This window comes from Cryptosporangium phraense (assembly GCF_006912135.1).
Lineage (GTDB): Bacteria > Actinomycetota > Actinomycetes > Mycobacteriales > Cryptosporangiaceae > Cryptosporangium > Cryptosporangium phraense.
Genome location: NZ_VIRS01000030.1, coordinates 24,077 through 44,485, shown reverse-complemented (window position 1 = coordinate 44,485; position 20,409 = coordinate 24,077). Strand labels below are relative to the sequence as shown.

Genomic DNA, 20,409 nt, shown 5'->3' with positions numbered 1-20,409 from the left:
CTCCCTAGAACGCGGTGAGATAGCGGTCGAGCTCCCAGGAGCCGACCGAGCCGTGCCAGTCGAAGAACTCGGCCCGCTTGAGCTCGCCGAAGTACGCGGCGACGCCCGGGCCGGCCGCGTCGAGCGCGCCCGACACCACCGGGTCGGCGGCCAGCGCCTCGACCGCGTGCAGCAGGGTCGGGGGCAGCTCGGGCCGGGTCTGCGCGCCGGTCTCGCCCGGGTGCAGCCCGCGGTGGACGCCGTCGAGCCCGGCCGCGAGCGTCGCGGCCAGCGCCAGGTACGGGTTGGCCGAGCCGTCGGCGCCGCGCAGCTCGATCCGGTCGCCCTCCGGGATGCGGACGTAGTGCGTGCGGTCGTTGCCGCCGAAGCTCGGGCGGCGCGGTGACCAGGTCGCGCCGGAGCGGGTCGAGGTCGCGCCGGTGCGCTTGTAGGAGTTGACCGTGGGGGCGAGCACGGCCTGTAACGCGTGGGCGTGGTCGAGGACGCCGGCCAGGAATCGGTGCGCGGTCTCGGACAGGCCGTGTTCGCGGTCGCCCGGGAAGAGCGGGTGGTCGTTGCGCCAGAGGGAGAGGTGCAGGTGCATGCCGGAGCCGGTGCGGTCGGCGAACGGCTTGGGCATGAACGTGGCGGTCATCCCCCGGCGCTCGGCCAGCACCGAGATCAGGTAGCGGGCCGTGATCACCCGGTCGGCCGTGGTCAGCGCGTCGGCGTAGGCGAAGTTCTGCTCGAACTGGCCGTTGCCGTCCTCGTGGTCGTTGGCGTAGTTGCCCCAGCCGAGCGCGTTCATCGCGGTCGAGACCTCGGTGAGGTGGTCGTACATGCGGGTGAGGCCGCGGGCGCCGTAGCAGGGGCGCTGGTCGGTGTCGTGCGCGTCGGCCGGGGTCAGCTGTCCTTTCTCGTCCCGCCGCACCAGGAAGTACTCGACCTCGGCGCCGGCGAACAGCTCGGCGTCGGCCTTCTCCAGGACCTTCTTGAGGATGACCCGGGGCGCGTACTTCCACGGCTCGCCCTCGACGTAGGGGTCGCAGTGCACGAGGGCCAGCCCCTCGCGGACCCACGGGATCGGTGTGTAGCTGGCCAGGTCGGGCATCGCGAGGATGTCGGGGTCGGACGGTTCCTGGCCGATCGCGCCGACCGCGTACCCGGCGAACCCGACGCCGTCGTACTGGAGTGCGTCGGCCGCCTCGACCGGGACGAGCTTGGCGCACGGCTTGCCGGTGAGGTCGACGAACAGGGCCAGCAGGAATTTGACGCCGTCCTGGTGGGCGCGGGTCGTGAGGTCGTCGGAGACGACCGGCGCGGGCGCTTCGAGCGTCATGGATACTCCCGAGGGCTGTGTCATGGCGTGAAACGCAGTCTCCCGCGATGAGACTAGCCCGTGGTTTCGCTCGTGTGAACTCTCGGATCGGGACGGCGGGGTCGGCGAGCCGACACGTGAATGGGCGTGAGGTGAATCCGGACCCGTCCGGCCGGATCGGGATAATGCCGATGTGGCGACAGAAGAACTCGACATCGACGAATGGGCGGAGAAGGTCGGCCTCCCCGAGGGCCGGCCCCGCCGGATCACGGTGCACGGCACGCCGGTGCTGCACCGCCCCTGCCGGGAGGTCACCGAATTCGGCGACGAGCTGAAGCAGCTCGTCGCCGACCTGCTGGAGAGCATGGACGCCGCCGACGGGGTCGGGCTGGCCGCGAACCAGATCGGCATCGACGCGCGGGTGTTCGTCTACGACTGCCCGGACGACACAGGCTTCTACCACGTCGGGGCGATCGTCAACCCGGTGCTCGAGCCGTTCGACCCCGACGCCGACCTCGACAAGGACGAGGAAGGCTGCCTCTCGGTGCCGCTGGAGTACGCGCCGCTGGCCCGGCCGGCCATCGCGTCGGTGACCGGCCAGGACCTGGACGGCAACCCGATCCGGATCGACGGCACCGGGCTACTGGCGCGTTGCCTGCAGCACGAGACCGACCACCTCAACGGGATCGTGTACGTCGACAAGCTGGGCCCGGACGAACGGGAGGCCGTGCTCGCGGCGAACGCCGCCCGCATCGAGGCCGGCGAGATGCCCCCGTGGTCCGAGGGCAGACCCCGAGAGTCCTGACCCACGCGCTCTGCCGACTTTCCGGGGTTCTCGAGCCCCTCAGAACCCCGGAACGTCGTCACTCCGCGGAGACGGCCGCCGGGTACACGAACGTCGCGGTCGCGCTGCCCGGGGTCACCTCGGTGAACCCGGCATCGTGCACCACCGGGGCGCCCGACTCCACCGCGGCCAGCCACTGCGCGGGGCTCGCCGTCCGCACCGCCAGCGGAAAGCCCTCCGCCGCCCACGCACCCGCAACATCGTCCGGCAGCGACCACAACCCCAGCTGAGCCGCGTGCCCGGCCTGGGCCATCGCCTTTCCCGCGGTCATCACCACGTCCGGCGCCAGCAGCACCACCGCGCCGTGCGCGGCCCCCGGCGCCTCCGGGTCGGCCAACTCCGTCCCGCTCACCTGCAACCGCGACAGGTCCCGCGGCCACTCGTCCAGCGGAATCGGCGGGTACACCCGCACCTCCGCCGACCCCTGCGAGACGGTCAGCCCCGGCAACGCCTCGGCCCGGCGCCATTCCGCCCCCCGCGCCCGCCGCACGACCTTCCGGATCCGGTTCCCCTGCCAGGCGTCCACGGCCGACCGCCACTCCGGCTCGTCCGTCGTCACCATGAACAGCACCGCGCGGGCCGCGGCTTCCAGGGCATCCGTCCGGGTCGGGGGCGACGCCCGCTCGACCCGCACGACCAGCGGCAACACCCGTTCCTCAGCGTCCACGACGCTCAGACTATTTCGGCGCCAGCACCCGCAGCACAGCGCGCTCCACCGCGGGCAGCGCGGTCAGCTCGGTCGCGTCCGCGGTCCCGAGCCGGTCCAGCGTCGGCCGGATCGACTTCCCGGCCTCGTAGGACGTGATGATCCGCGGATCGACGTACGACGCGCGGGCCACCGTCGGCGTGTTCCCCAGGTACTCGGCCACGTCCTCGACCGCGCCCCGGATCACCTTCTGCCGGGCCCGCTCGGCGTCCGGCGGGTCCCCCGCCAGGGCCAGTTCGACGGCCATGAGCACGGTCGCGTGCCACGTCCGGAAGTCCTTCGCGGTGAGCGTGACCCCGGCGTTCTCACGCAGGTAGTCGTTGACGTCCTCGCTCTTGACGTCGTACCAGCGCCCGCCGCTGCGGTACGCGAGCAGGTCGTCCTCGTCGTCCTGGTGGCGTCGCAGCGTGAGCACGACCTTGCGGACCGCCTCGTCGCGGACCTCGATCGACCGCAGCACACCGCTCTTGGCCGGGAACTTGAACTGGATCGCGCCCCGGCGCAGGGTCACGTGCTTCTTCCGGATCGTGGTCAGCCCGAAGCTGCCGTTCTCGGCCGCGTAGACCTCGCCGCCGATCCGGAACAGCCCCAGTTCGAGCAGCCGGACGCCGGCCGCGAGCACCCGCTCCCGGTCGAGCGTCCGGTGTTCGAGGTGGCGGTCGACGGTCTGACGCAGCTTCGGCAACCGCCGCGCGACCTCGAGCACCCGGTCGTGCTTCTCCGCGTCCCGCTTCTCCCGCCAGACGTCGTGGTAGCGGTACTGACGCCGACCGGCGTCGTCGGTGCCGACGGCCTGGATGTGCCCGTTGGAGTACGGCGAGATCCAGACGTCACGCCAGGCCGGCGGGATGACCAGCGCCTTCACCCGCGCCAGGGCCTCGGGATCGGTCACCCGCGAGCCGTCCACATCGAAGTACGTGAACCCTTTGCCGGATTTGCGACGCCGATAGCCCGGCCGGGAGAGATCGCTGCGCCGCAGCCGCACTGTCGCCATGCGCGCCCGGTTACCCGAAAACTCCGGGTCTAGCCGTAACCTCTCACGAATATAAGCAGGATGTTACGCTTCCACCCGTGTCGGTCTGGGAGGCGCTGGGCGACCCGGTCCGCCGGGAGATCCTCGGCCTGCTCCGGGAGGGGGACGCGGCGGCCGGGGCGATCGCCGATCGCTTCGCGATCAGCCGGCCCGCGATCAGCCGCCACCTACGCGTGCTGCGCGAGGCCGGTCTGGTCCGCTCCGAGGCCGACGGCCACGAGCGGATCTACCGCCTGCAACCCGACCGGCTCATCGAAGTGGACGAGTGGATCCGGCGCGTGGCTCCCCCACGCCGGATTCCGGCCCCGGCCGACCGCCTGGACGCGTTCGAGACCGAACTCCGCCGCGGACGCCGGACGAAACCGAAGGAGAACCGCGATGACCACCGGTCCGCTGGGTGAGGCCAGCACCAACGACGACGGCACCAGCACGCTGGTGTTCCGCCGGACGTTCCCCGACCCGATCGAGGACGTCTGGGCGACGCTCACCGAATCCGACCGCCTGGCCCGCTGGTACGGCCACTACCAGGGCACCGGCAAACCCGGCGGCACGGTCGAACTCACGATCACCGGCGAGGTCGACGCGGGCGGCGAGGAGGGCGACCCGGTGACCGTCTCGATCCTCGAGTGCGCGCCCCCGCACCGGCTCGTCGTCGAGATGGACGCCTGGCACCTCGCCGCCACCCTCACCGAGGAGCCCGGCGGGACGACGCTCGTGTTCGAGCAGCGCATCCCGGCCGGGTTCCCGTACCCGGTGTCCGAGGTCGAGCCCGGCTGGCGCTGGTACCTCGACCGGCTCGTGGCCGCCGTCGCCGGCCGCCCGATGCCGGCCTGGGGCCCCTACGCCCCCTGAGGCGCCCCTTCCGGGGTCAGGTGCCGGTCGGCGATCGCGTGCACGGTCTTGCCGTCCACGGTCTCGTGCTCCAGCAACTGGCCGGACAGCTCGTCGAGCGCGCCCCGGTGGGTGGTGAGCAGGTCGACGGCGCGCGCCTCGGCCTCCCGGAGCAGCCGCGCCACCTCCTCGTCCACGACCCGCTGGGTCTCCTCGCTGTAGTCGTGCTGGCTGCCGCCGACGCCCAGGTACTGCGGCTGGTCGCTGGCGTAGCCGACCGGGCCGAGCTTCGGCGAGAGCCCGAACTCGCGCACCATCCGGGTCGCCAGCTCGGTGGCCTTGGCCAGGTCGTTCGACGCGCCGGTCGAGCCCTGACCGAACACCACCAGCTCGGCCGCCCGCCCGCCGAGCTGCACCGAGAGCGTCGTCGTGAGCTGGTCCATCGAGTACAGGTGCCGCTCGGCCTCGGGCAGCTGCTCGGTGACGCCCAGCGCCATCCCGCTGGGCAGGATCGTCACCTTGTCGACCGGGTCGGCGGCCGGCGAGAACGCAGCCACCAGCGCGTGCCCGGACTCGTGCACCGCGACGCTCTGCTTCTCGTTCGGCAGCAGGAAGTTCGACCCGAGCCGGTTCCCCAGCAGCACGCGGTCCCGAGCCTCGGAGAGGTCCGCGGCGCTGACCTCGGCCCGCCCGTTGCGCACCGCGACGATCGCCGCCTCGTTGAGCAGGTTCGCCAGGTCCGCGCCGGAGAACCCCGGCGTGGCCCGACTCGTGGCGTTGAGGTCGACGTCCGCGCCGAGGTGCTTCCCGCGCGCGTGGACCTGCAGGATCGCCTCCCGCTCGGCCTGGTTCGGCAGCGGCACCGCGACCTGCCGGTCGAACCGGCCCGGCCGCAGCAGCGCCGGATCGAGGGTCTCCGGCCGGTTGGTGGCCGCGATCACCACGACCCCGGTCGACGGGTCGAACCCGTCCATCTCGGCCAGCAGCTGGTTGAGCGTCTGCTCGCGCTCGTCGTTGCTCGCGAACCCGCCGGTGTTCCGCCGCTGCCCGATCGCGTCGATCTCGTCGATGAAGATGATCGAGGGCGCGCGCTTGCGCGCGTCGGCGAACAGGTCCCGCACGCGGGACGCACCCACTCCGACGAACAGTTCGACGAACGACGAGCCGGTGACCGCGAAGAACGGCACCGACGCCTCCCCGGCGACCGCGCGGGCGAGCAGCGTCTTGCCGGTACCGGGCGGGCCCGACATCAGGATGCCCTTGGGGCCGACCGCGCCGGCCGCCGCGTACTTGTCGGAGTTCTTCAGGAAGTCGACGACCTCGGTGACGTCCCGCTTGACGCCCTCGTAGCCCGCGACGTCGGCGAACGTGGTCTCCGGACGCTCGGCGTCGATGACCTTGGCCGGGGACTTGCCGACGCCCAGCATGCCGCCGAACCCGCCGAGCTGGGCCCCGCGCTTGGCCTGGCGTCCGATCCACCAGAAGTAGCCGATGAACAGCAGCAGCGGGGCGAGCGAGAGCAGGATGCCCCAGAACGAGCTGCTCGCGCCGGTCGCGGTGAACTTCGGGACGATGTCCGGGTCTTTCACCGCGGTCAGGAACGCGTCGTCCGGACCGTTGAGGCCGGTCGGGTAGTGCGACGTGAAGTCGGCACCCTTCTCGAAGTTCGACCGGTAGGTGCCGGTGATCGAGCCGTCCGCCTTGAGCTCGAGGCTCTGCACGTGCTTGGCGGCGATCTGCTCGTTCAACGTCCCGTAGTCGACGGTCTTGACGTTCATGCCGCCGAACGGGAAGAAGAGCAGGAAGAGGGTCAGCGCGACGCCGATCGGGATCAGGAACCGGCGCCAGCCCGGCGGGGGCGGTGGGGCCGGCGCCACCGGACGATCCTTCGGCGGCCCGGACTTCGCGGTGGCGCTCATCGGCGCACCAGGTGTGGACTCACGCCGTCAGTGTTCCAGGCCGGAAACTATGTTCGCCGGTCCGGGCGGGGTTTCGTGATCAACAGCAACCCGACGACGACCAGCGCGGCGATCAGGCCGCCGATCAGGATCCACTGCCACCACCCGGTGGCCCGCGGGTGCTGCCGGTAGTACTCGGAGCGCGCTTCCTCGCTCGTCATCGGGGTCGGCGCCGTCGTCGGGCTCGCGGACGCCGTCACCGCAGGCGTTCTGTCGGAGCTGTTCACGAACACCGCGCCGAGCGTCCCTACGGCGGCGAGCAACCCGACGGCCAGCAGGACGACGAGCATGATCCTGCTTTTTGTCCGGGTCTCCGCCACGGGGTCACTCTACTGACTCGATAAGGTGCCCGAGTGAACGCCGGGATCCTGCTGGTACTGCTCGCTCTGGGCGCGATCGCGATCTCCGCGTTCGGGCGCCACCTGAACGCCCAGCCCGGCCTGTTGATCCTGGTCGCGGCGGCCGGCGCGTCGTTCATCCCCGGCCTGCCCCGGCTGGAGCTCGACCCGGAGCTGATCCTCGGGCTCGTGGTCCCGCCGCTGCTCTACGCGGCCACGCTCGAGTTCTCGTTCTTCAGCTTCATGCGCAACATCCGGTCGATCCTCGGCCTCGGCGTCGTGCTGGTGCTGCTGTCGGCGTTCCTCGGACGGCTGACCACGGAGTGGCTGATGCCCTCGCTCGGCGCCGGGGTCGCGCTGCTGCTGGCCTCGATCGTCGCGCCGCCCGACACCGTGACGGTCAGCGCGCACGGCAGCGAGATCGGGCTGACCCGGCGGGTCACCGCGATCCTCACCGGCGAGAGCCTGGTCAACGACGCGATGGCGCTGACGCTGTTCAGCGTCGCGCTGGCCAGCGTCGGCGGCGAGGAGACGTTCGTCGACAACGGCGTGCTGCTGTTCTTCTGGTCGGCGTTGGTCGGGATCGTGATCGGGTTCGCGCTGGGCAATCTCGCGACCGCGATCCGGCGCCGGCTCGACGATCCGACGCTGGGTACCGCGGTCGGGCTGGTGCTGCCGTTCGCGACGTACCTCGCCGCCGAGGAAGCCCACGCGTCCGGGGTGCTCGCGGTGGTGTGCGCCGGGTTCAACGTCGCGATCGAGTCCGAGTACGGGAACCGGAAGCGGGAACGGCTGGGCTTCCGGACCCGGATGACCGAGCGCGAGGTCTGGCCGGTGCTCGGCGCGCTGCTGGAGGCGTTCGTCTTCGCCTACACCGGCCTGCAGCTGCGGTTCATCATCGACGACCTGCGCGACTCCGGTGAGCCGATCGAGCGGACCGTGCTCACCGGCGTCGCGCTGCTCGTCGTCGTGATCCTGGCCCGGTTCGCCTGGGTGGCCATCGTCTTCGGGCGACGTCTGCTGGCGAACCAGGCGATCCAGAAACGGCTGGAGGACCCGCTGTTCCGCAAGCGCTGGGACGAGGGTCAGGCCCGGTTGAAGGAGGCCGGCCGGCCGCCGCGGGACCTCCCCGAGGCGCTCGGCTGGAAGGAACAGGTGCTGCTGTCCTGGACCGGCATGCGCGGGATCGTGACGCTCGGCGCGGCCGGCGGGATCCCGCTGCTGACCGAGGACGGGACTCCGTTCCCGCACCGCGACACGCTGCAGTTCCTCGCCTATTTCGTGGTGTTCGGGACGCTGCTCCTGCAGGCGCCCACGCTGCCGCTGCTGGCCCGCTGGCTCAAGATCGACACGAGCGAGGAGGACCGGGCCGCGCTCGAGCAGCTCGCGCTGGCCGAGAAGATCGCCGCCGACGCCAAGGACGGCAAACCGCACCCGGTGGCCGATCCGCCCGGCCGCCAGAACCGCCCGAATCCGCGCGGCCGCTCGAGCTTCCGCGACCGCCGCGCCCGCGCCGTCCAGAAGGCGTCGGCCCCGGACGACGGCTCGCCGCTCAACGAGTACGACCGCCAGCGGGTCTCGCTCTCGCTGGCGGTCATCCAACGAGACGTCGAGGACGAGGCCGCCCAGGTGGTCCTCACCCGGATAGACCGCCAACAAGCCGCCGCCGAGTCTCCGTAGAGGCGGGATCCCCCTGCCTCCCGCCGCGCTCGGGCTGCCGTCCCGATTCGGCGGCCCGGCCAGCTGGGTAGCGCCGGCCGCCGGCTCGACCACCGGCGCGGTCAAACCCGGATCCCAACCCGCGACCGATGCCCCACGCGGTCCCCCGATGAACTTCGCGCCGCCCAGCTGACGGGCTGACCGCAGTCGGCGCCTGACAATCTCCCGGATCGCGGGGCCGCACGCACCTCGCCCTACAGGCCGCGGCCCGCCGATATCGGCAACGAAGCTCTCACCGAGCCCGAGTTGCTGATCGGATCGATGTGGCCGCGGCGAATCGCCCGGGTCCGCAACCGCGTTCGCGGCGCCGGCCGCCCGGTGCTCGGCAGCGGCACGGTCGAGCGCAGAGAGCGCATCGGCGCGAACTCGTGACCGACCTCCTGCCCCCGATCAGCGAACCGTCGCCGTCCCGGGCGCCGCCGCGGCCGAGACGATGCCGCCCAAGGCGAACGAGGGGGCGGTCCGCCCCTGACCGCACACGCTGCGCGGCGTCGACGCCGGCGACGAAGCCCTCGCCGAGTTGGAGGTACCGGACGTCTTCGACGACGACCTCATCCGCGGCCTGCTCACCCAGGTCCGCCCCGCCGCCGAACGCGCCCTCGGCCCCCGAGTGGCACATCCGGCCGTCGTCGAGCGGCCGTCCCGATTCGGCCGGCCAGCCGGCTGGCGCCGAACCGCCCGGGCGCACGCCGGCCGGCTAGAGGCCGTAGGTGTCGGTGAACTCGTTTTGGAACTTGCCGTCCGGGTCGTAGCGACGGATCAGGGCCTGGGCGTCGGCGAACCGGGGATAGAGCGCAGCGACCTCGGCCGGCGGGATCGAGAAAACCTTGCCCCAGTGCGGACGCGCACCCAGCGGCTTCAGCCGGGCCTCGAGCTCGCGCAGCACCGGCGCCAGCGCGACCGGGTCCGGGTGCCAGGTGAAGTGCAGCGCGATCGTGTCCCGCTGATAGAACTCCGAGAGCCACAGCTCGTCGCCGCGGATCGTGCGCAACTCGCTGACGTGCAGGATCGGCGCGATCGTGTCGGCCAGGGACGACAGCACGTCCAGCGCCGGGACCGCCTGCTCGATCGGCAGCAGGTACTCGCTCTGGATCTCGTCGCCGGCGCTGGGCGTGAACTCCAGCCGGAAGTGCGGCAGCCGCTGGTTCCACGGCCCGGGCACCCCACCCTGCTCGGTCGTGAACCCCGGATCCTGCCCGGGCACCGGGTTGCGCTGGCTGGGCGCCAGCGTCGCCCCGAGCCAGTCGCGGCCGTGCGGCCACGGTCCGGCGTCGACCCGGTGCTTCACCCACACCTGGTCGGCGAACGGACGCTTCCAGGTCAGGAACACGCTCACGCTGTAGGCCGCGGTCAGCACCTCGTGCAGGTTCACCCGCAGCGCGGAGAGGAACATCCGGTCGTAGACGCGCTGCTCGATCTGGTAGGTCGGCTGGATGTCGAGCGTCAGCGCGGTGACGACGCCGAGCGAGCCGAGCGTGATCACCGACCCCTCGAAGTCGGCGTCCCCCCGCTCGACCCGGGCCAACGAGCCGGTCGGCGTCACGAACTCGACCGCGCTCACCGCGGTGGCCAGCGTCCCGTTCGTGATGCCGGAGCCGTGGGTGCCGGTGGCCACCGCGCCGCCGACGCTGATGTGCGGCAGCGAGCCGAGGTTGTGCAGGGCCCAGCCGGCCGGCTCGAGCACCTGGGTCAGCTCGCCGAAGCGGGTGCCGGCGCTCACCGTGACCGCCCGCCGGTCTTCGTCGATCTCGATGCGCCGGGGCAGGTCGGCGACCGTGATCAGCGCGCCGGTGCTGTCGGCGATCGTGCTGAACGAGTGCCCGGTGCCGAGGACCCGGAGGCGGTCGCCGGACGCGACGATCTCCTGCAGCTGCTCGACGCTCAGCGGGCGGTGGAGCGTGTGCGTGGAGAACTCGACGTTGCCGGCCCAGTTCTTGAGTGCGGTGGCCATACCGTCAGCCTCGCATGCCCCGGGTTGCCGGTGAGCAGGGCATCTCCCAGGCTGGGCAAATGGTGACACCCCGAGCCGCCCGCCCGACGAACCGCTGGCTCGCGCTCGCCGGGTTCCTGGCGGCCGCGTTCGCCGCCGCGGCCGTCGGCGGGCTGGCGAGCGTCGACGCCGGGGAGTACTACGACGGGCTCGACCGGCCCGCCTGGGCACCCCCGGCCGGGGTCTTCGGACCGGTCTGGACCGTCCTCTACACGCTCATCGCCATCGCCGGCTGGCTCGCCTGGCGCCGCTCCGGCCCCGCCGACCCCGCCGCCGGCCGGCCCAGCCAGCCCGTCCGGCCCAGCCGGCCCAGCCGGCCCAGCCGTGCCGGCTACGCCGGCCGCAGGACCGGGCCCTTCGGGCTCTACGCCGGGCAGCTCGTGCTGAACGCGGCCTGGACCTGGCTGTTCTTCGCCGGCGAACAACCCGGCCTGGCGTTCGCCGAGATCGCGGTCCTCTGGGCGGTGATCCTCGCGAACGCCGCCGCGTTCGCCCGGATCCGGACGGCCGCCGGCGCGCTCCTCGTCCCCTATCTGCTCTGGGTGACGTATGCGGCAGCGCTCAACCTTGCGCTCTGGTTGGCGAACTGATCGTCCTCAGTGTCCGGTTATCCCTACACATTGTTCACGGAAAGTCACGCGACTAGAGGTTTCTGCGTCGTTCCAGCGGACACCCTGCGCTCGACATGATCCCCGAGTTACCCCCAGGGGTTGACATGACGAGCACGCCCAGTACGACGGACCGGGCCCGGGAGACAGCGGGCACCACACAGCAGGAGGGTGCCGCGCTCGCGTCCCATGCCAAGGACGCCGGGTCCGATGTCGCCCGTACCGCGAGCGAGCAGGCCTCGCAGGTCGCGTCCGAGACCAAGGCCCAGGCCGCTGACCTGCTGCGCACGACCCGGGACGAGGTCAACGGCCAGGTCGACGCCCAGCGTCAGCGGCTCGCGAGCGCGCTGCGGACCACCGGCGACGAGCTCGGCCAGGGCCGGGACGACCACTCGGCGCTGACCACCGAGATCACCCGGCGGGCCGGCGACTACGCCCGCCAGGTCGCGGACTACCTCGACCAGCGCGGCCCGGACGCCATTCTGGACGACGTCCGGTCGTTCGCCCGGCGCCGCCCGGGCACGTTCCTGCTGCTCGCGGGGGCGGCCGGCGTGGTGGCCGGTCGGGTCTTCCGCGGGGTCCAGGCCGCGTCGAGCGACTCCGGCCGCTCCTCCTTCGTGGACGACACGCGACCCGACTCGACCTACTCGGGCCTCGGCGTCGGCGCGACCGAGACGTTCCCGACCACCCCGGCCTACGGCGACGACACCGCGGTCGGGGTCGCCGAGGTACCGCCCACCGGCGGCTACGCCACCTCGCCCTACACCCCGGCCGCCGAGCCGTTCCCGGGCACCGGCACCGTCTCCCCGCCCCCGGAGACCGGCTACGTCCCGTCCGACCCGGCCTACGCCCCCGGAACCCCCGGCTACGCCCCGGCCGACCCGGCGTACGGCACCGGCACCGGCACCCCCACCGACCCGGGCTACGTCCCGGGCGCCGACCCGCTCGACCCCGCCTACCGCACCGGTGAGTCCGGCTATCCCCCGCCGCCCCCGGCCGCTCCGGTGACCGACCCCGACGGCCGCCCGGTCGACCCCTACGACGACCCGCGCTACCGCGAGGGCCGGCCGTGACCGCGATGGGTGATCCCCGCCAGGACGTGAGCAACGCGTCGGTCGGGGATCTGGTCCGGGAGGTCGCCGACGATCTCACCGCGCTGGTGCGTCAGGAGATCGCGCTGGCCAAGGCGGAGACGAAGGACGAGGTCGCCAAGGCGGGCAAGGCCGGTGGCGCGTTCGGCGGCGCCGGCATCGCCGGGTGGCTCGCCCTGCTGTTCCTCTCGCTCGCGCTGATGTACGGGCTCGACGCCCTGATGCCGATCGGCTGGGCCGCGCTCATCGTCGGCGTCCTGTGGGCGGCCGGCGCCGCCGCGCTCGCGGCCTACGGCCGCACCAAGGTCAAGCAGGTCAACCCGGTTCCGACGCGGACGGTCGAGACCGTGAAAGAGGACGTGCGATACGTGAAGAACAGGGAGGCCCGGTGACACGCCCGGACGACGACGGTTACCAGTCGAAGGAAGAGATCGAGCGCGACATCATGCGCCGCCGGATGCGCCTCGGCGACGACGTCGACGCGCTGGTCGAGAAGGTCAGCCCGCGACAGGCCGCCCGGCGTCAGGTCGGACGGGTGACCCACGCGGCCTCGACGGCGAAGGAGCGAATCATGGGTACGGCCTCGGACCTCACCGACACCGTGAAAGACAAGGCACACGGCACCGCCGACGCCGGACACGGCCTCGCCGACCGGGCGTCCGACGTGAAGGACTCGGCCGCCGACGCGGCCGGCAACGCCGCCAGCGCGACCCGTCGCAAGGCCCAGGGCAACCCGCTCGCGGCCGGGCTGATCGCGTTCGGCGTCGGCTGGCTGGCGTCGAGCCTGATTCCGGCCAGCCGTCCGGAGCAGAAGGCCGGCGCGGCGCTCAAGGAGCACGCGGAGCCGGTCAAGCAGGCCGTCACCGAGAAGGCCAAGGAGGTCGGCCAGAACCTCAAGGAGCCGGCGCAGCAGGCGGCCCAGCAGGTGAAGGAGACGGCGACCGGGGCCGCGCAGGAGGTCAAGGACACCGCGAGCGGTCACGCGGACTCGCTCAAGGAAGACGCGAAGGACCGCGCGGGCACGGTCCAGGAGACCGCCCGGCAGTAGGGGTGAGTGAGCGGGGCCCGGAACGATCCGGGCCCCGCTCGAGACTCACGGCAGGTAGTACGTCGGGTTCGGCAGCTTGAACGTCCGGTTCGCGTACCCGCCCTTGAGGTCGGAGTACTGGTCGCCGAAGTTCGCGACGATGTCGTAGCCGAGCGACTCGATGTGCGCCCGGGTCGCCGACTTGTAGTGGATCGTCGTGCAGGCCCCGTTCGGGTCGTTCGCGCACGCGGTCTTGAGATAGGCCGGGTAGTCCGCGACCGCCGGCTTCGTGAACAGGCCGTCCTCGCCGTTGGTCAGCGTCGTCGGCTTCGGGTAGCCGGCGTCGACGCCGATGCCGTCCGACGTCAGGTTGCCCAGCGTGGCCGCCTCCTGGGCCGCGCCCCGCCCGGTCAGGAAGAAGATCGCGTACCCGGCCTTCTGGGCCGCGGTGGCCATCTTGACCATGCCCGGGACGGGCGGGAACAGCTGGCCGGTCACATACTGGCCGTTCGTGGTCGGGTTGAACGCGAAGTTCGACGCGATCTCGTAGTTCCAGGTGTTCAGCGACGTGTCGTCGACGTCCAGCAGGATCGCCTTCTTCTTCGCGCCCCGGTACGGCCGCGCCAGGTAGGTCTGCCCGGCGGACGCGACCTTCGTCGCCTCCTTGGCGTAGTTGCTGTCGGCGCCGAACGTGCCGGTGCCGAGCGCGTCGCCGTAGTAGTTCTTGATCTGCTGGCGGACGATGTCGATGTTCGTCACGTCCCGCTCGGTGCGCGGGGTCTTCGTCGTGATCGCCGGCTGCGGCGTGTCGGCGATCGCCACCCCGCCGCCCACCAGCGCGAGCGCACCCGCGACCGACGCGAGCGCGACGAGGAGCCGGCGCTTCATGCGTCGATCCGCAGCGCCTGCAGGGGGCAGGCGTCGACGCCGGCCTGGGCCACCGCTTCCTTGCCCGGCGGGACGTCGACCCCGGCTCCGAGCGTGCTGTAGCCGTCGTCGTCCAAGGTGAACAGGTCTTCGTCCACCATCCAGCACTGCCCGTGCGCCTCGCAGCGCTCGTTGTCGGCCCGAACTTTCACGATGCTCCCCCTCAGCCGAGGAACCAGATTTCCGTTCCCGAGCACGGTAGGGCACCCGCCGGTCATTGGTGGGCAAATTCTGGCGTCTTAACCGGTTCGCGCTCCAACGCGGCGCCCTCGACGTCCACCGCCGGGAGCCACCGCAGCCACGACGGCAACCACCAGGCCGCGCTCCCGAGCAGCGTCAGCGCGGCCGGCATCGCGATCATCCGCACTACGATCGCGTCGAACAGGATGCCGGTGGCCAGCGCGAACGCGATCGGCTTGATCGTCTCGTCGCCCTGGGGAATGAACCCGGCGAACACCGCGAACATGATCGACGCGGCCGCCACGACGACCGGCGCGGCCTGCCGGAAGCCGGTCACGACCGCGGACCGCGGCGACAACCCGTGGGCGTGCGCCTCGTGCATCCGCGACACCAGGAACACCTGGTAGTCCATGGCCAGGCCGAACAGGATCCCGACCACGATGATCGGCGACAGGCTCAGCAGCGGCCCGGTCACGTCCGCGTTCACCGCCGCGGAGAGCCACCCCCACTGGAACACCGCGGTCGTGGCCCCGAGCGCGGCCCCGATCGTCAGCAGGAATCCGAGCACGCCGGTCACCGGCACCAGCAGCGACCGGAACACCAGGATCAGTAGCACCAGCGCCAGCCCCACGACCAGCACCAGGTACTGGGGCAGCGCCTCGCTGAGCTTCTGCGACACGTCGACGCTCACCGCGGTCGCCCCGGTCACCGACAGCGACGCGCTCCCCCCGACGCGGCTCAGCGCCGACCGGAGCGAATGCACCAGCGCCACGGTCGCGGCCGCGTCCGGTCCCGACGACGGGATCACGCTCACCAGCGCAGCGTCCCCATTGCCGTTGACGTTCGGGCCGGCCACCACCGCGACGCCGTCGAGGTCGCGGACCGCGGCCATCGCGGACTTGGCGACCGCGACCGCGTCCGGACCGTCGGCCAGGATCAGCAGCGGCCCGGTGAAGCCGGGCCCGAAGCGGGCCGAGATGATCGACGCGGCCCGGGCCTGCGTGCTGTCCTCCGGCGCGGGCTGGTTCAGCGACGTGCGCATCGACGCGACCGGGATCGCGATCACCCCGAGCACGACGATCGCCGCCCCCAGGCAGATCCAGGCCCGGGACGTCACCAGCCGGGCCCAGCCGGCGACGAAACCCCGGGACGCGCGCTTCCGGCGGGGCAGCGCCCGCACACCGATCAACGCCAGCACGGCCGGTACCAGCGTCACCGCGATCAGCACCGCGACCACGATCGTCCCGGCCGCGGCCAGCCCCATCTCGGTCAGGAACGGGATCCCGGCGACCGACAGCCCGGCCAGCGCGATCACCACGGTCAGCCCGGCCGTCACCACCGCCGACCCGGCCGTCCCGACCGCCATCGGCACGGCTTCCCGGACCGCACGCCCGTCGACCAGTTCGTGCCGGAACCGCGTGAACAGGAACAGCGCGTAGTCGATGCCGACGGCCAGTCCGAGCATGATCGCCAGCACCGGCGTGGTGGCCTGCAGCTCGACGAAGCCGGTCAGCGCGGTGATGCCGAGCGCACCGATCCCGACGCCGACCAGCGCGGTCAGCAGGTTCATCCCGGCGGCGACCAGCGATCCGTAGGTGATCGCGAGCACGACCAGCGCGACGACCACACCACCGGCCTCGGCCGGCCCGCCGACGTCACCGCCCTGGGCCTGCGACGCCTCGCCGGTCACCTCGGCGTCGAGGCGGTCGGACCGGAACGACGACACCGCGGCGAGCAGCGCCTCCCGCTGCCCGGACGTCAGGTCGGTCGCCGGCACCGCGTACGTGACCGTGCTGTAGGCGGCCCGCCGGTCCCGGGAGACGACCGGCGACGCCGGGTCGAGCGGGTTCGTCGCGCTCACCACCCCCGGCAGGCCGTTCAGCCGGGTGACGGCCGCGGCCACCTCGGTCGCGGCCCCGGTGATCGGCCCGGACGTCTGGAACACGACCTGAGCCGACGCGCCGTTCGCGGCCGAACCGAACCGCTCGCCGATCCGGTCCAGCGCGGTCGTCGACTCCTGCCCGGGGATGCTGAACGTGTTCACGGTCGAGCCGGACAGCGTGGCCGCGCCGACTCCGACCGCCGCCAGCACCAGCAGCCAGCCCAACGACATCAGGATTCGGCGCCGGTACGCGACGACACCCAGGCGATACAGCAACCCCGCCACGACGCCTCCCTGAACATCCGTTTTGACCGTTATATCCCGTCAGGTGGCCAACCGAACCTTCATCTCGGCGTCGGTCCGCGGACAGGCCCGGGCCGTAGCGTCCGCGGCATGCGTCGACTGATCGGTGCCGCGGTGGTCGGGCTCGGCATCGAGCTGGTCGTACTGCCGCTCTGGCTGCTGCCCCGCAGCCCGGCCTGGGGGCTGCTGCTGATCCCGCTCACGCTGCTCACGACCCCGTTCTGGTCGCTGCTCCACGAGGCCATCCACGGCAGCCTGGTCCGCGACCGGCGGGCCAACGACGCCTGGGGCCGGGTGCTGGCGATCGGCTACGGCGCGCCGTTCGCGCTGCTCAAGAGCGGTCACCTGCTGCACCACCGGTACAGCCGGACCGAGCGCGAGCGCACCGAGATCTACGCGACCGGCCGCTGGGCCTCGCACGCCCCCGGCTACTACCTGCGGTTGTTCGGCGGTCTGTACCTGGCCGAGGTGGCGTCGGTCCTGCTCGCGCTCCTGCCGGAGCGCGGCTGGGCCGCGCTGGTCCGCCGGACCGACCGGCCCGACACGATCACCGGCCTGCTGTTCGACCGCGTCCGCCGTCGTTTCCTGACCCAGTTCCGTCTGGACGCCTCAGCCGTGGTCGCCGTGCACCTGGCCGCCTTCCTCGCCTACGGACGGTACGGCTGGATGCTCGTCGCCGCGCTCGCCGGGCGGGGCCTGCTGATCTCGCTGGCCGACAACGCCTACCACTACGGCACCCGGCTGGACGCGTCGCTGGAAGCGCTCAACCTCCGGTTACCGCGCCCGCTGGAGACGTTCGTGCTGGCGTTCAACCTGCACAGCGTCCACCACCGGCACCCCGGGCTGCCGTGGCACGAGCTCCGCACCGCGTTCGCGGCCGACGGCGACGAATTCCACGACGACTGGTTCGCCGCTGTCGGCAAACAGCTCCGCGGGCCGCTGCCCGCGGGAACACTGATAGCCAGCTCCCCTGGCGTTCGGAGGCATTGATGATCAATCGCCGACGTTTCTTGGTGGGTACCGCCGCGAGTGCCGCGCTGCTCACGGTCGACGTCCGATCCGCTCACGCGGCTCCGCTCAAATCCGATCCGTTCGCGCTCGGGGTGGCCAGCGGCGACCCGCTGCCCGACGCCGTCGTGCTCTGGACCCGTCTGGTGAACGACCCGCTCAACGCGGGTTCGCTGCCCGGGAAGCCGATCGAGGTCCAGTGGCAGGTCGCGACCGACGAGCGGTTCACGCACGTCGTGCGCCGGGGCACGGCCGCCGCCCGTCCCGGGCTGGCCCACTCCGTGCACGTGGACGTCCGCGGCCTGCGCCCGGGCAGCCAGTACTTCTACCGGTTCCGGGCGGCCGGCCACCTGAGCCCGGCCGGGCGCACCCGCACCGCCCCGGCCGGTTCCGCGCGCGTCGACCGGCTCCGGATCGGCGTCGTCAACTGCCAGGACTTCCAGAACGGCTACTGGCCCGCCTACGACGGGCTCGCCGCCGAGGAGCTCGACGTCGTCCTGCACCTCGGCGACTACATCTACGAGTACGACCCGAAGAGCGTCTACCCCGACCGTCAGCACACGCTGCCGCAGACCGCGGGCCTGGACCAGCTGCGCACGCTGGCCGACTACCGGGCCCGCCACGCGCTCTACAAGACCGACCCGGCCCTGCGGGCCGCCCACGCGGCCTTCCCGTGGATCCTCACGCCCGACGACCACGAGGTCGAGAACAACTACGCCGGCCTGATCGACGAGATCGACGACCTGAACACGCCGAAGTACCAGTCGCCGTCGGTGTTCGCCGCCCAGCGTGCGGCCGCCTACCAGGCGTACTACGAGCACCTGCCGCTGCGCCGCCCGGTGCGGCCGGGCTCGCCCGACTACCGGCTCTACCGGCGGTTCGACTTCGGCCGGCTGGCCCGGATCAACGTCCTCGACACCCGGCAGTACCGCACCGACCAGCCGCCCGGCACGGCGTCGGACTTCGGGCCGATCGCGTCCGGCCTGGGCAACACCGCGGGGACGCTGACCGGGGCGGCCCAGGAGCAGTGGCTGAAGGGCGGGCTGAGCGGGTCGTCGGCCCGGTGGAACGTCATCGCACAGCAGGTGATGATGAGCCAGATCCGGTTCCCGAACTTCCTCGACCCGGCGCACCCGCTGCCGCCGATCGCGAACCTCGACCAGTGGGACGGCTACGACCCGGCCCGCACCCGGCTGCTCCGGTTCCTGGCCTCGCACCGGGTGGCCAACCCGGTCGTCCTGGCCGGCGACATCCACTCGTCGTGGTTCTCCGACCTCCGGATCGACCGGGACGACCTGACGTCGGCTCCGGTCGCGGTTGAGTTCACCGCCACCAGCGTCAGCTCGGACTTCCCGGCCGCGTTCGACGCACCCTTGAAGACCGCGAACCCGACGCTCAATCCGCACGTGCGGTACTTCGACGGTTCGCGCCGGGGCTACCTCCGGTTCGACGTGACGCCGGAGCGTTGGCTGGCGGAGGCGCGCACGGTCGACTCGATCGCGGTGCGGACGTCCCCGGTGACCACGACCGCCTCCTGGGCGACCGTGGCCGGCCGGCCGGGGCTCGTCCCGGCGTGAGTGAGCATGAAGGTGGGCCGTGCGGGCCAGCGCGGAGTGGCGGGGCCTGCTTAGGGTGACCTGAGCGGGCCGGACGTTCGGCAGGAGGTCGGAACTCGATGACGGCGCAGGCGGAGCTGGAAGCGCCGGTCTCGGCGCGGGTGCTGGTCGAGATCGACCTGACCGGCGGGCACGCCACCGGCGTCGCCTCGACGCTGTGCGCGGAGATCAGTGACCTCCTGGCCGAGCACGCCCGCACCGGCGACACGGCGGTCAGCGCGAACGTCTCGCTGGATTTCGGTGAGGGCGCGCCGGCGGCGGCCGTGCCTGCCGGGCCGGCCGCGCCGGCGCCGCGGGCGCCGCTGCGGATCCTGGCCGGCCGCCGGGTGGCGGTGCAGGACGGCGCCGACCTCACGCTCACCCGGCGCGAGTTCGACCTGCTCTCGTACCTGGCCCGCCACCCGCGCCAGGTGTTCAGCCGCCGCCAGCTCATCGACGCGGTCTGGGGCACCCGGTTCCGCTCCAGCGAGCGGACGATCGACGTCCACGTCCGCCGGCTGCGGGCCAAGCTGTCGGGCACCGGCCCGAGCATCGTCACGATCCGCGGTGTCGGCTACCGCCTCGACCACGCCGACCGCGTCGCGGTCCTCCCCGGAGTCGACTGACGACGTATCAGGAGCCACGCTTCGCGCTCTGTTCTCCCGTAGTCGCGACGAGAGGACAGACCCATGGAGCGCGCGTTCGACGACGCCAGCCTCACCCAGGTGATCGCCGTGCTGATGCAAGCGACCCCGGAGATCCGCACGCTCGAGTTACTCGACGACGTGACGATCAAGATCAACGGCGAAATCGTCGTCGAAGGGGACTCCCCGGCGGAGATCGCGTCGCTGCTCGAATTCTTCATCGCCGAAGACATGTGGATCCGCAGTACCGAGAACGACGAGAAGTCCTGATCGATCCACTGTTTTTGTCACGAACGTCAATCTGAATTGATTGAGTATCGGCGTTTCGAACTCGCAGGCCTGAGGCGTTCGTTACACCGGTATTCGGACCCAGAAATTTCGTGCAAGCATTCCGCAGGTCGTGGTCGCCGCGCTGATCGGTGCCATCG

21 protein-coding genes and 1 pseudogene are annotated in these 20,409 nt (G+C 71.9%); 13 read left to right on the top strand and 9 right to left on the bottom strand.

Annotated features, from left to right (window positions below):
- Nucleotides 1-4 precede the first annotated feature (4 nt).
- Entirely contained in the window at nt 5-1,318 is a 1,314-nt protein-coding gene (glnT, locus tag FL583_RS31445; protein WP_142708508.1) for a type III glutamate--ammonia ligase, read from the bottom strand.
- Between the two features lie 172 nt (nt 1,319-1,490).
- On the opposite strand from glnT, the gene def reads away from it, so the two are divergent.
- On the top strand, nt 1,491-2,102 hold the full coding sequence (gene def, locus FL583_RS31440) for a peptide deformylase (RefSeq protein ID WP_142708507.1): 612 nt from the start codon (nt 1,491-1,493) through the stop codon (nt 2,100-2,102).
- Between the two features lie 58 nt (nt 2,103-2,160).
- Here def and FL583_RS31435 read toward each other — a convergent pair whose 3' ends face one another.
- Together FL583_RS31435 and FL583_RS31430 are read right to left on the bottom strand one after the other, a co-directional pair.
- Nucleotides 2,161-2,808, bottom strand: coding sequence for a peptidyl-tRNA hydrolase (locus tag FL583_RS31435; RefSeq protein ID WP_205752630.1), 648 nt, complete (start codon nt 2,806-2,808; stop codon nt 2,161-2,163).
- 10 nt (nt 2,809-2,818) lie between these two features.
- Nucleotides 2,819-3,841, bottom strand: coding sequence for a DNA topoisomerase IB (locus tag FL583_RS31430; protein WP_205752629.1), 1,023 nt, complete (start codon nt 3,839-3,841; stop codon nt 2,819-2,821).
- 77 nt (nt 3,842-3,918) lie between these two features.
- On the opposite strand from FL583_RS31430, the gene FL583_RS31425 reads away from it, so the two are divergent.
- Entirely contained in the window at nt 3,919-4,281 is a 363-nt protein-coding gene (locus tag FL583_RS31425; protein ID WP_142708505.1) for an ArsR/SmtB family transcription factor, read from the top strand.
- Nucleotides 4,259-4,732 (top strand): SRPBCC domain-containing protein, encoded by a 474-nt coding sequence (locus FL583_RS31420; protein WP_142708504.1) that lies wholly within the window; start codon nt 4,259-4,261, stop codon nt 4,730-4,732. Before FL583_RS31425 ends, FL583_RS31420 begins: the two co-directional genes overlap by 23 nt.
- On the opposite strand, the gene ftsH is transcribed toward FL583_RS31420, so the two are convergent.
- Together ftsH and FL583_RS31410 are read right to left on the bottom strand one after the other, a co-directional pair.
- Nucleotides 4,720-6,630 (bottom strand): ATP-dependent zinc metalloprotease FtsH, encoded by a 1,911-nt coding sequence (gene ftsH, locus FL583_RS31415; RefSeq protein ID WP_142708503.1) that lies wholly within the window; start codon nt 6,628-6,630, stop codon nt 4,720-4,722. The two genes, FL583_RS31420 and ftsH, sit on opposite strands and share 13 nt — an antisense overlap.
- Before the next feature lie 47 nt (nt 6,631-6,677).
- Nucleotides 6,678-6,989 carry a hypothetical protein gene (locus FL583_RS31410; RefSeq protein WP_142708502.1) on the bottom strand — a complete coding sequence of 104 codons (312 nt, stop codon included), beginning with the start codon at nt 6,987-6,989 and terminating at the stop codon, nt 6,678-6,680.
- Between the two features lie 33 nt (nt 6,990-7,022).
- Between FL583_RS31410 and FL583_RS31405 the strand changes: the two genes are divergently transcribed.
- Both FL583_RS31405 and FL583_RS43180 read left to right on the top strand, forming a co-directional pair.
- A complete protein-coding gene (locus FL583_RS31405) occupies nt 7,023-8,687 on the top strand; it encodes a cation:proton antiporter (protein WP_142708501.1) in 1,665 nt (554 codons plus the stop codon).
- 511 nt (nt 8,688-9,198) lie between these two features.
- Nucleotides 9,199-9,477: pseudogene (locus FL583_RS43180) on the top strand (IS110 family transposase); the annotation flags it as partial.
- Here FL583_RS43180 and FL583_RS31395 read toward each other — a convergent pair.
- The gene (locus FL583_RS31395) at nt 9,424-10,677 is read right to left on the bottom strand and encodes an FAD-binding protein (RefSeq protein WP_142708500.1); all 1,254 of its coding nucleotides are present in this window, start codon (nt 10,675-10,677) and stop codon (nt 9,424-9,426) included. The pseudogene FL583_RS43180 and the gene FL583_RS31395 overlap by 54 nt on opposite strands.
- A 59-nt stretch (nt 10,678-10,736) precedes the next feature.
- On the opposite strand from FL583_RS31395, the gene FL583_RS31390 reads away from it, so the two are divergent.
- The 4 genes from FL583_RS31390 (at nt 10,737) to FL583_RS31375 (ending at nt 13,463) form a co-directional block, all read left to right on the top strand.
- Nucleotides 10,737-11,306 (top strand): TspO/MBR family protein, encoded by a 570-nt coding sequence (locus tag FL583_RS31390; protein ID WP_142708499.1) that lies wholly within the window; start codon nt 10,737-10,739, stop codon nt 11,304-11,306.
- Nucleotides 11,307-11,431: 125 nt separating this feature from the next.
- Nucleotides 11,432-12,397, top strand: a complete 966-nt coding sequence (locus FL583_RS31385) for a hypothetical protein (RefSeq protein WP_142708498.1) — start codon at nt 11,432-11,434, stop codon at nt 12,395-12,397.
- A gap of 5 nt (nt 12,398-12,402) precedes the next feature.
- Nucleotides 12,403-12,807, top strand: coding sequence for a phage holin family protein (locus FL583_RS31380; protein WP_142708497.1), 405 nt, complete (start codon nt 12,403-12,405; stop codon nt 12,805-12,807).
- Nucleotides 12,804-13,463, top strand: a complete 660-nt coding sequence (locus FL583_RS31375) for a DUF3618 domain-containing protein (protein ID WP_142708496.1) — start codon at nt 12,804-12,806, stop codon at nt 13,461-13,463. The genes FL583_RS31380 and FL583_RS31375 overlap by 4 nt, the downstream gene beginning before the upstream one ends.
- Nucleotides 13,464-13,508: 45 nt before the next feature.
- On the opposite strand, the gene FL583_RS31370 is transcribed toward FL583_RS31375, so the two are convergent.
- The 3 genes from FL583_RS31370 to FL583_RS31360 all read right to left on the bottom strand — a co-directional run bounded on the left by FL583_RS31370 (nt 13,509) and on the right by FL583_RS31360 (nt 16,716).
- Nucleotides 13,509-14,330 carry an HAD family acid phosphatase gene (locus FL583_RS31370; RefSeq protein WP_142708495.1) on the bottom strand — a complete coding sequence of 274 codons (822 nt, stop codon included), beginning with the start codon at nt 14,328-14,330 and terminating at the stop codon, nt 13,509-13,511.
- Nucleotides 14,327-14,521 carry a ferredoxin gene (locus FL583_RS31365; RefSeq protein ID WP_205752628.1) on the bottom strand — a complete coding sequence of 65 codons (195 nt, stop codon included), beginning with the start codon at nt 14,519-14,521 and terminating at the stop codon, nt 14,327-14,329. Before FL583_RS31365 ends, FL583_RS31370 begins: the two co-directional genes overlap by 4 nt.
- A 62-nt stretch (nt 14,522-14,583) precedes the next feature.
- Nucleotides 14,584-16,716: an MMPL family transporter gene (locus tag FL583_RS31360; protein ID WP_142708493.1), complete on the bottom strand. Its 2,133-nt coding sequence runs from the start codon at nt 16,714-16,716 to the stop codon at nt 14,584-14,586.
- 108 nt (nt 16,717-16,824) lie between these two features.
- Between FL583_RS31360 and FL583_RS31355 the strand changes: the two genes are divergently transcribed.
- From FL583_RS31355 to FL583_RS31340, 4 genes are all read left to right on the top strand, one after another.
- Nucleotides 16,825-17,724: a fatty acid desaturase family protein gene (locus tag FL583_RS31355; RefSeq protein WP_142708492.1), complete on the top strand. Its 900-nt coding sequence runs from the start codon at nt 16,825-16,827 to the stop codon at nt 17,722-17,724.
- A gap of 23 nt (nt 17,725-17,747) precedes the next feature.
- Nucleotides 17,748-19,319, top strand: coding sequence for an alkaline phosphatase D family protein (locus FL583_RS31350; RefSeq protein WP_205752627.1), 1,572 nt, complete (start codon nt 17,748-17,750; stop codon nt 19,317-19,319).
- A 98-nt stretch (nt 19,320-19,417) separates the two neighbouring features.
- Nucleotides 19,418-19,963, top strand: coding sequence for a winged helix-turn-helix domain-containing protein (locus FL583_RS31345; RefSeq protein ID WP_142708490.1), 546 nt, complete (start codon nt 19,418-19,420; stop codon nt 19,961-19,963).
- Between the two features lie 63 nt (nt 19,964-20,026).
- Nucleotides 20,027-20,251: a hypothetical protein gene (locus tag FL583_RS31340; RefSeq protein ID WP_142708489.1), complete on the top strand. Its 225-nt coding sequence runs from the start codon at nt 20,027-20,029 to the stop codon at nt 20,249-20,251.
- Nucleotides 20,252-20,409: the final 158 nt, after the last annotated feature.

Coding starts and splice junctions, on each gene's coding strand:
- glnT (WP_142708508.1), bottom strand. CDS start 1,318: ATGACGCTCGAAGCGCCCGCGCCGGTCGTCTCCGACGACCTCACGACC.
- FL583_RS31430 (WP_205752629.1), bottom strand. CDS start 3,841: ATGGCGACAGTGCGGCTGCGGCGCAGCGATCTCTCCCGGCCGGGCTAT.
- FL583_RS31420 (WP_142708504.1), top strand. CDS start 4,259: ATGACCACCGGTCCGCTGGGTGAGGCCAGCACCAACGACGACGGCACC.
- ftsH (WP_142708503.1), bottom strand. CDS start 6,630: ATGAGCGCCACCGCGAAGTCCGGGCCGCCGAAGGATCGTCCGGTGGCG.
- FL583_RS31395 (WP_142708500.1), bottom strand. CDS start 10,677: ATGGCCACCGCACTCAAGAACTGGGCCGGCAACGTCGAGTTCTCCACG.
- FL583_RS31390 (WP_142708499.1), top strand. CDS start 10,737: ATGGTGACACCCCGAGCCGCCCGCCCGACGAACCGCTGGCTCGCGCTC.
- FL583_RS31385 (WP_142708498.1), top strand. CDS start 11,432: ATGACGAGCACGCCCAGTACGACGGACCGGGCCCGGGAGACAGCGGGC.
- FL583_RS31380 (WP_142708497.1), top strand. CDS start 12,403: ATGGGTGATCCCCGCCAGGACGTGAGCAACGCGTCGGTCGGGGATCTG.
- FL583_RS31370 (WP_142708495.1), bottom strand. CDS start 14,330: ATGAAGCGCCGGCTCCTCGTCGCGCTCGCGTCGGTCGCGGGTGCGCTC.
- FL583_RS31355 (WP_142708492.1), top strand. CDS start 16,825: ATGCGTCGACTGATCGGTGCCGCGGTGGTCGGGCTCGGCATCGAGCTG.
- FL583_RS31345 (WP_142708490.1), top strand. CDS start 19,418: ATGACGGCGCAGGCGGAGCTGGAAGCGCCGGTCTCGGCGCGGGTGCTG.
- FL583_RS31340 (WP_142708489.1), top strand. CDS start 20,027: ATGGAGCGCGCGTTCGACGACGCCAGCCTCACCCAGGTGATCGCCGTG.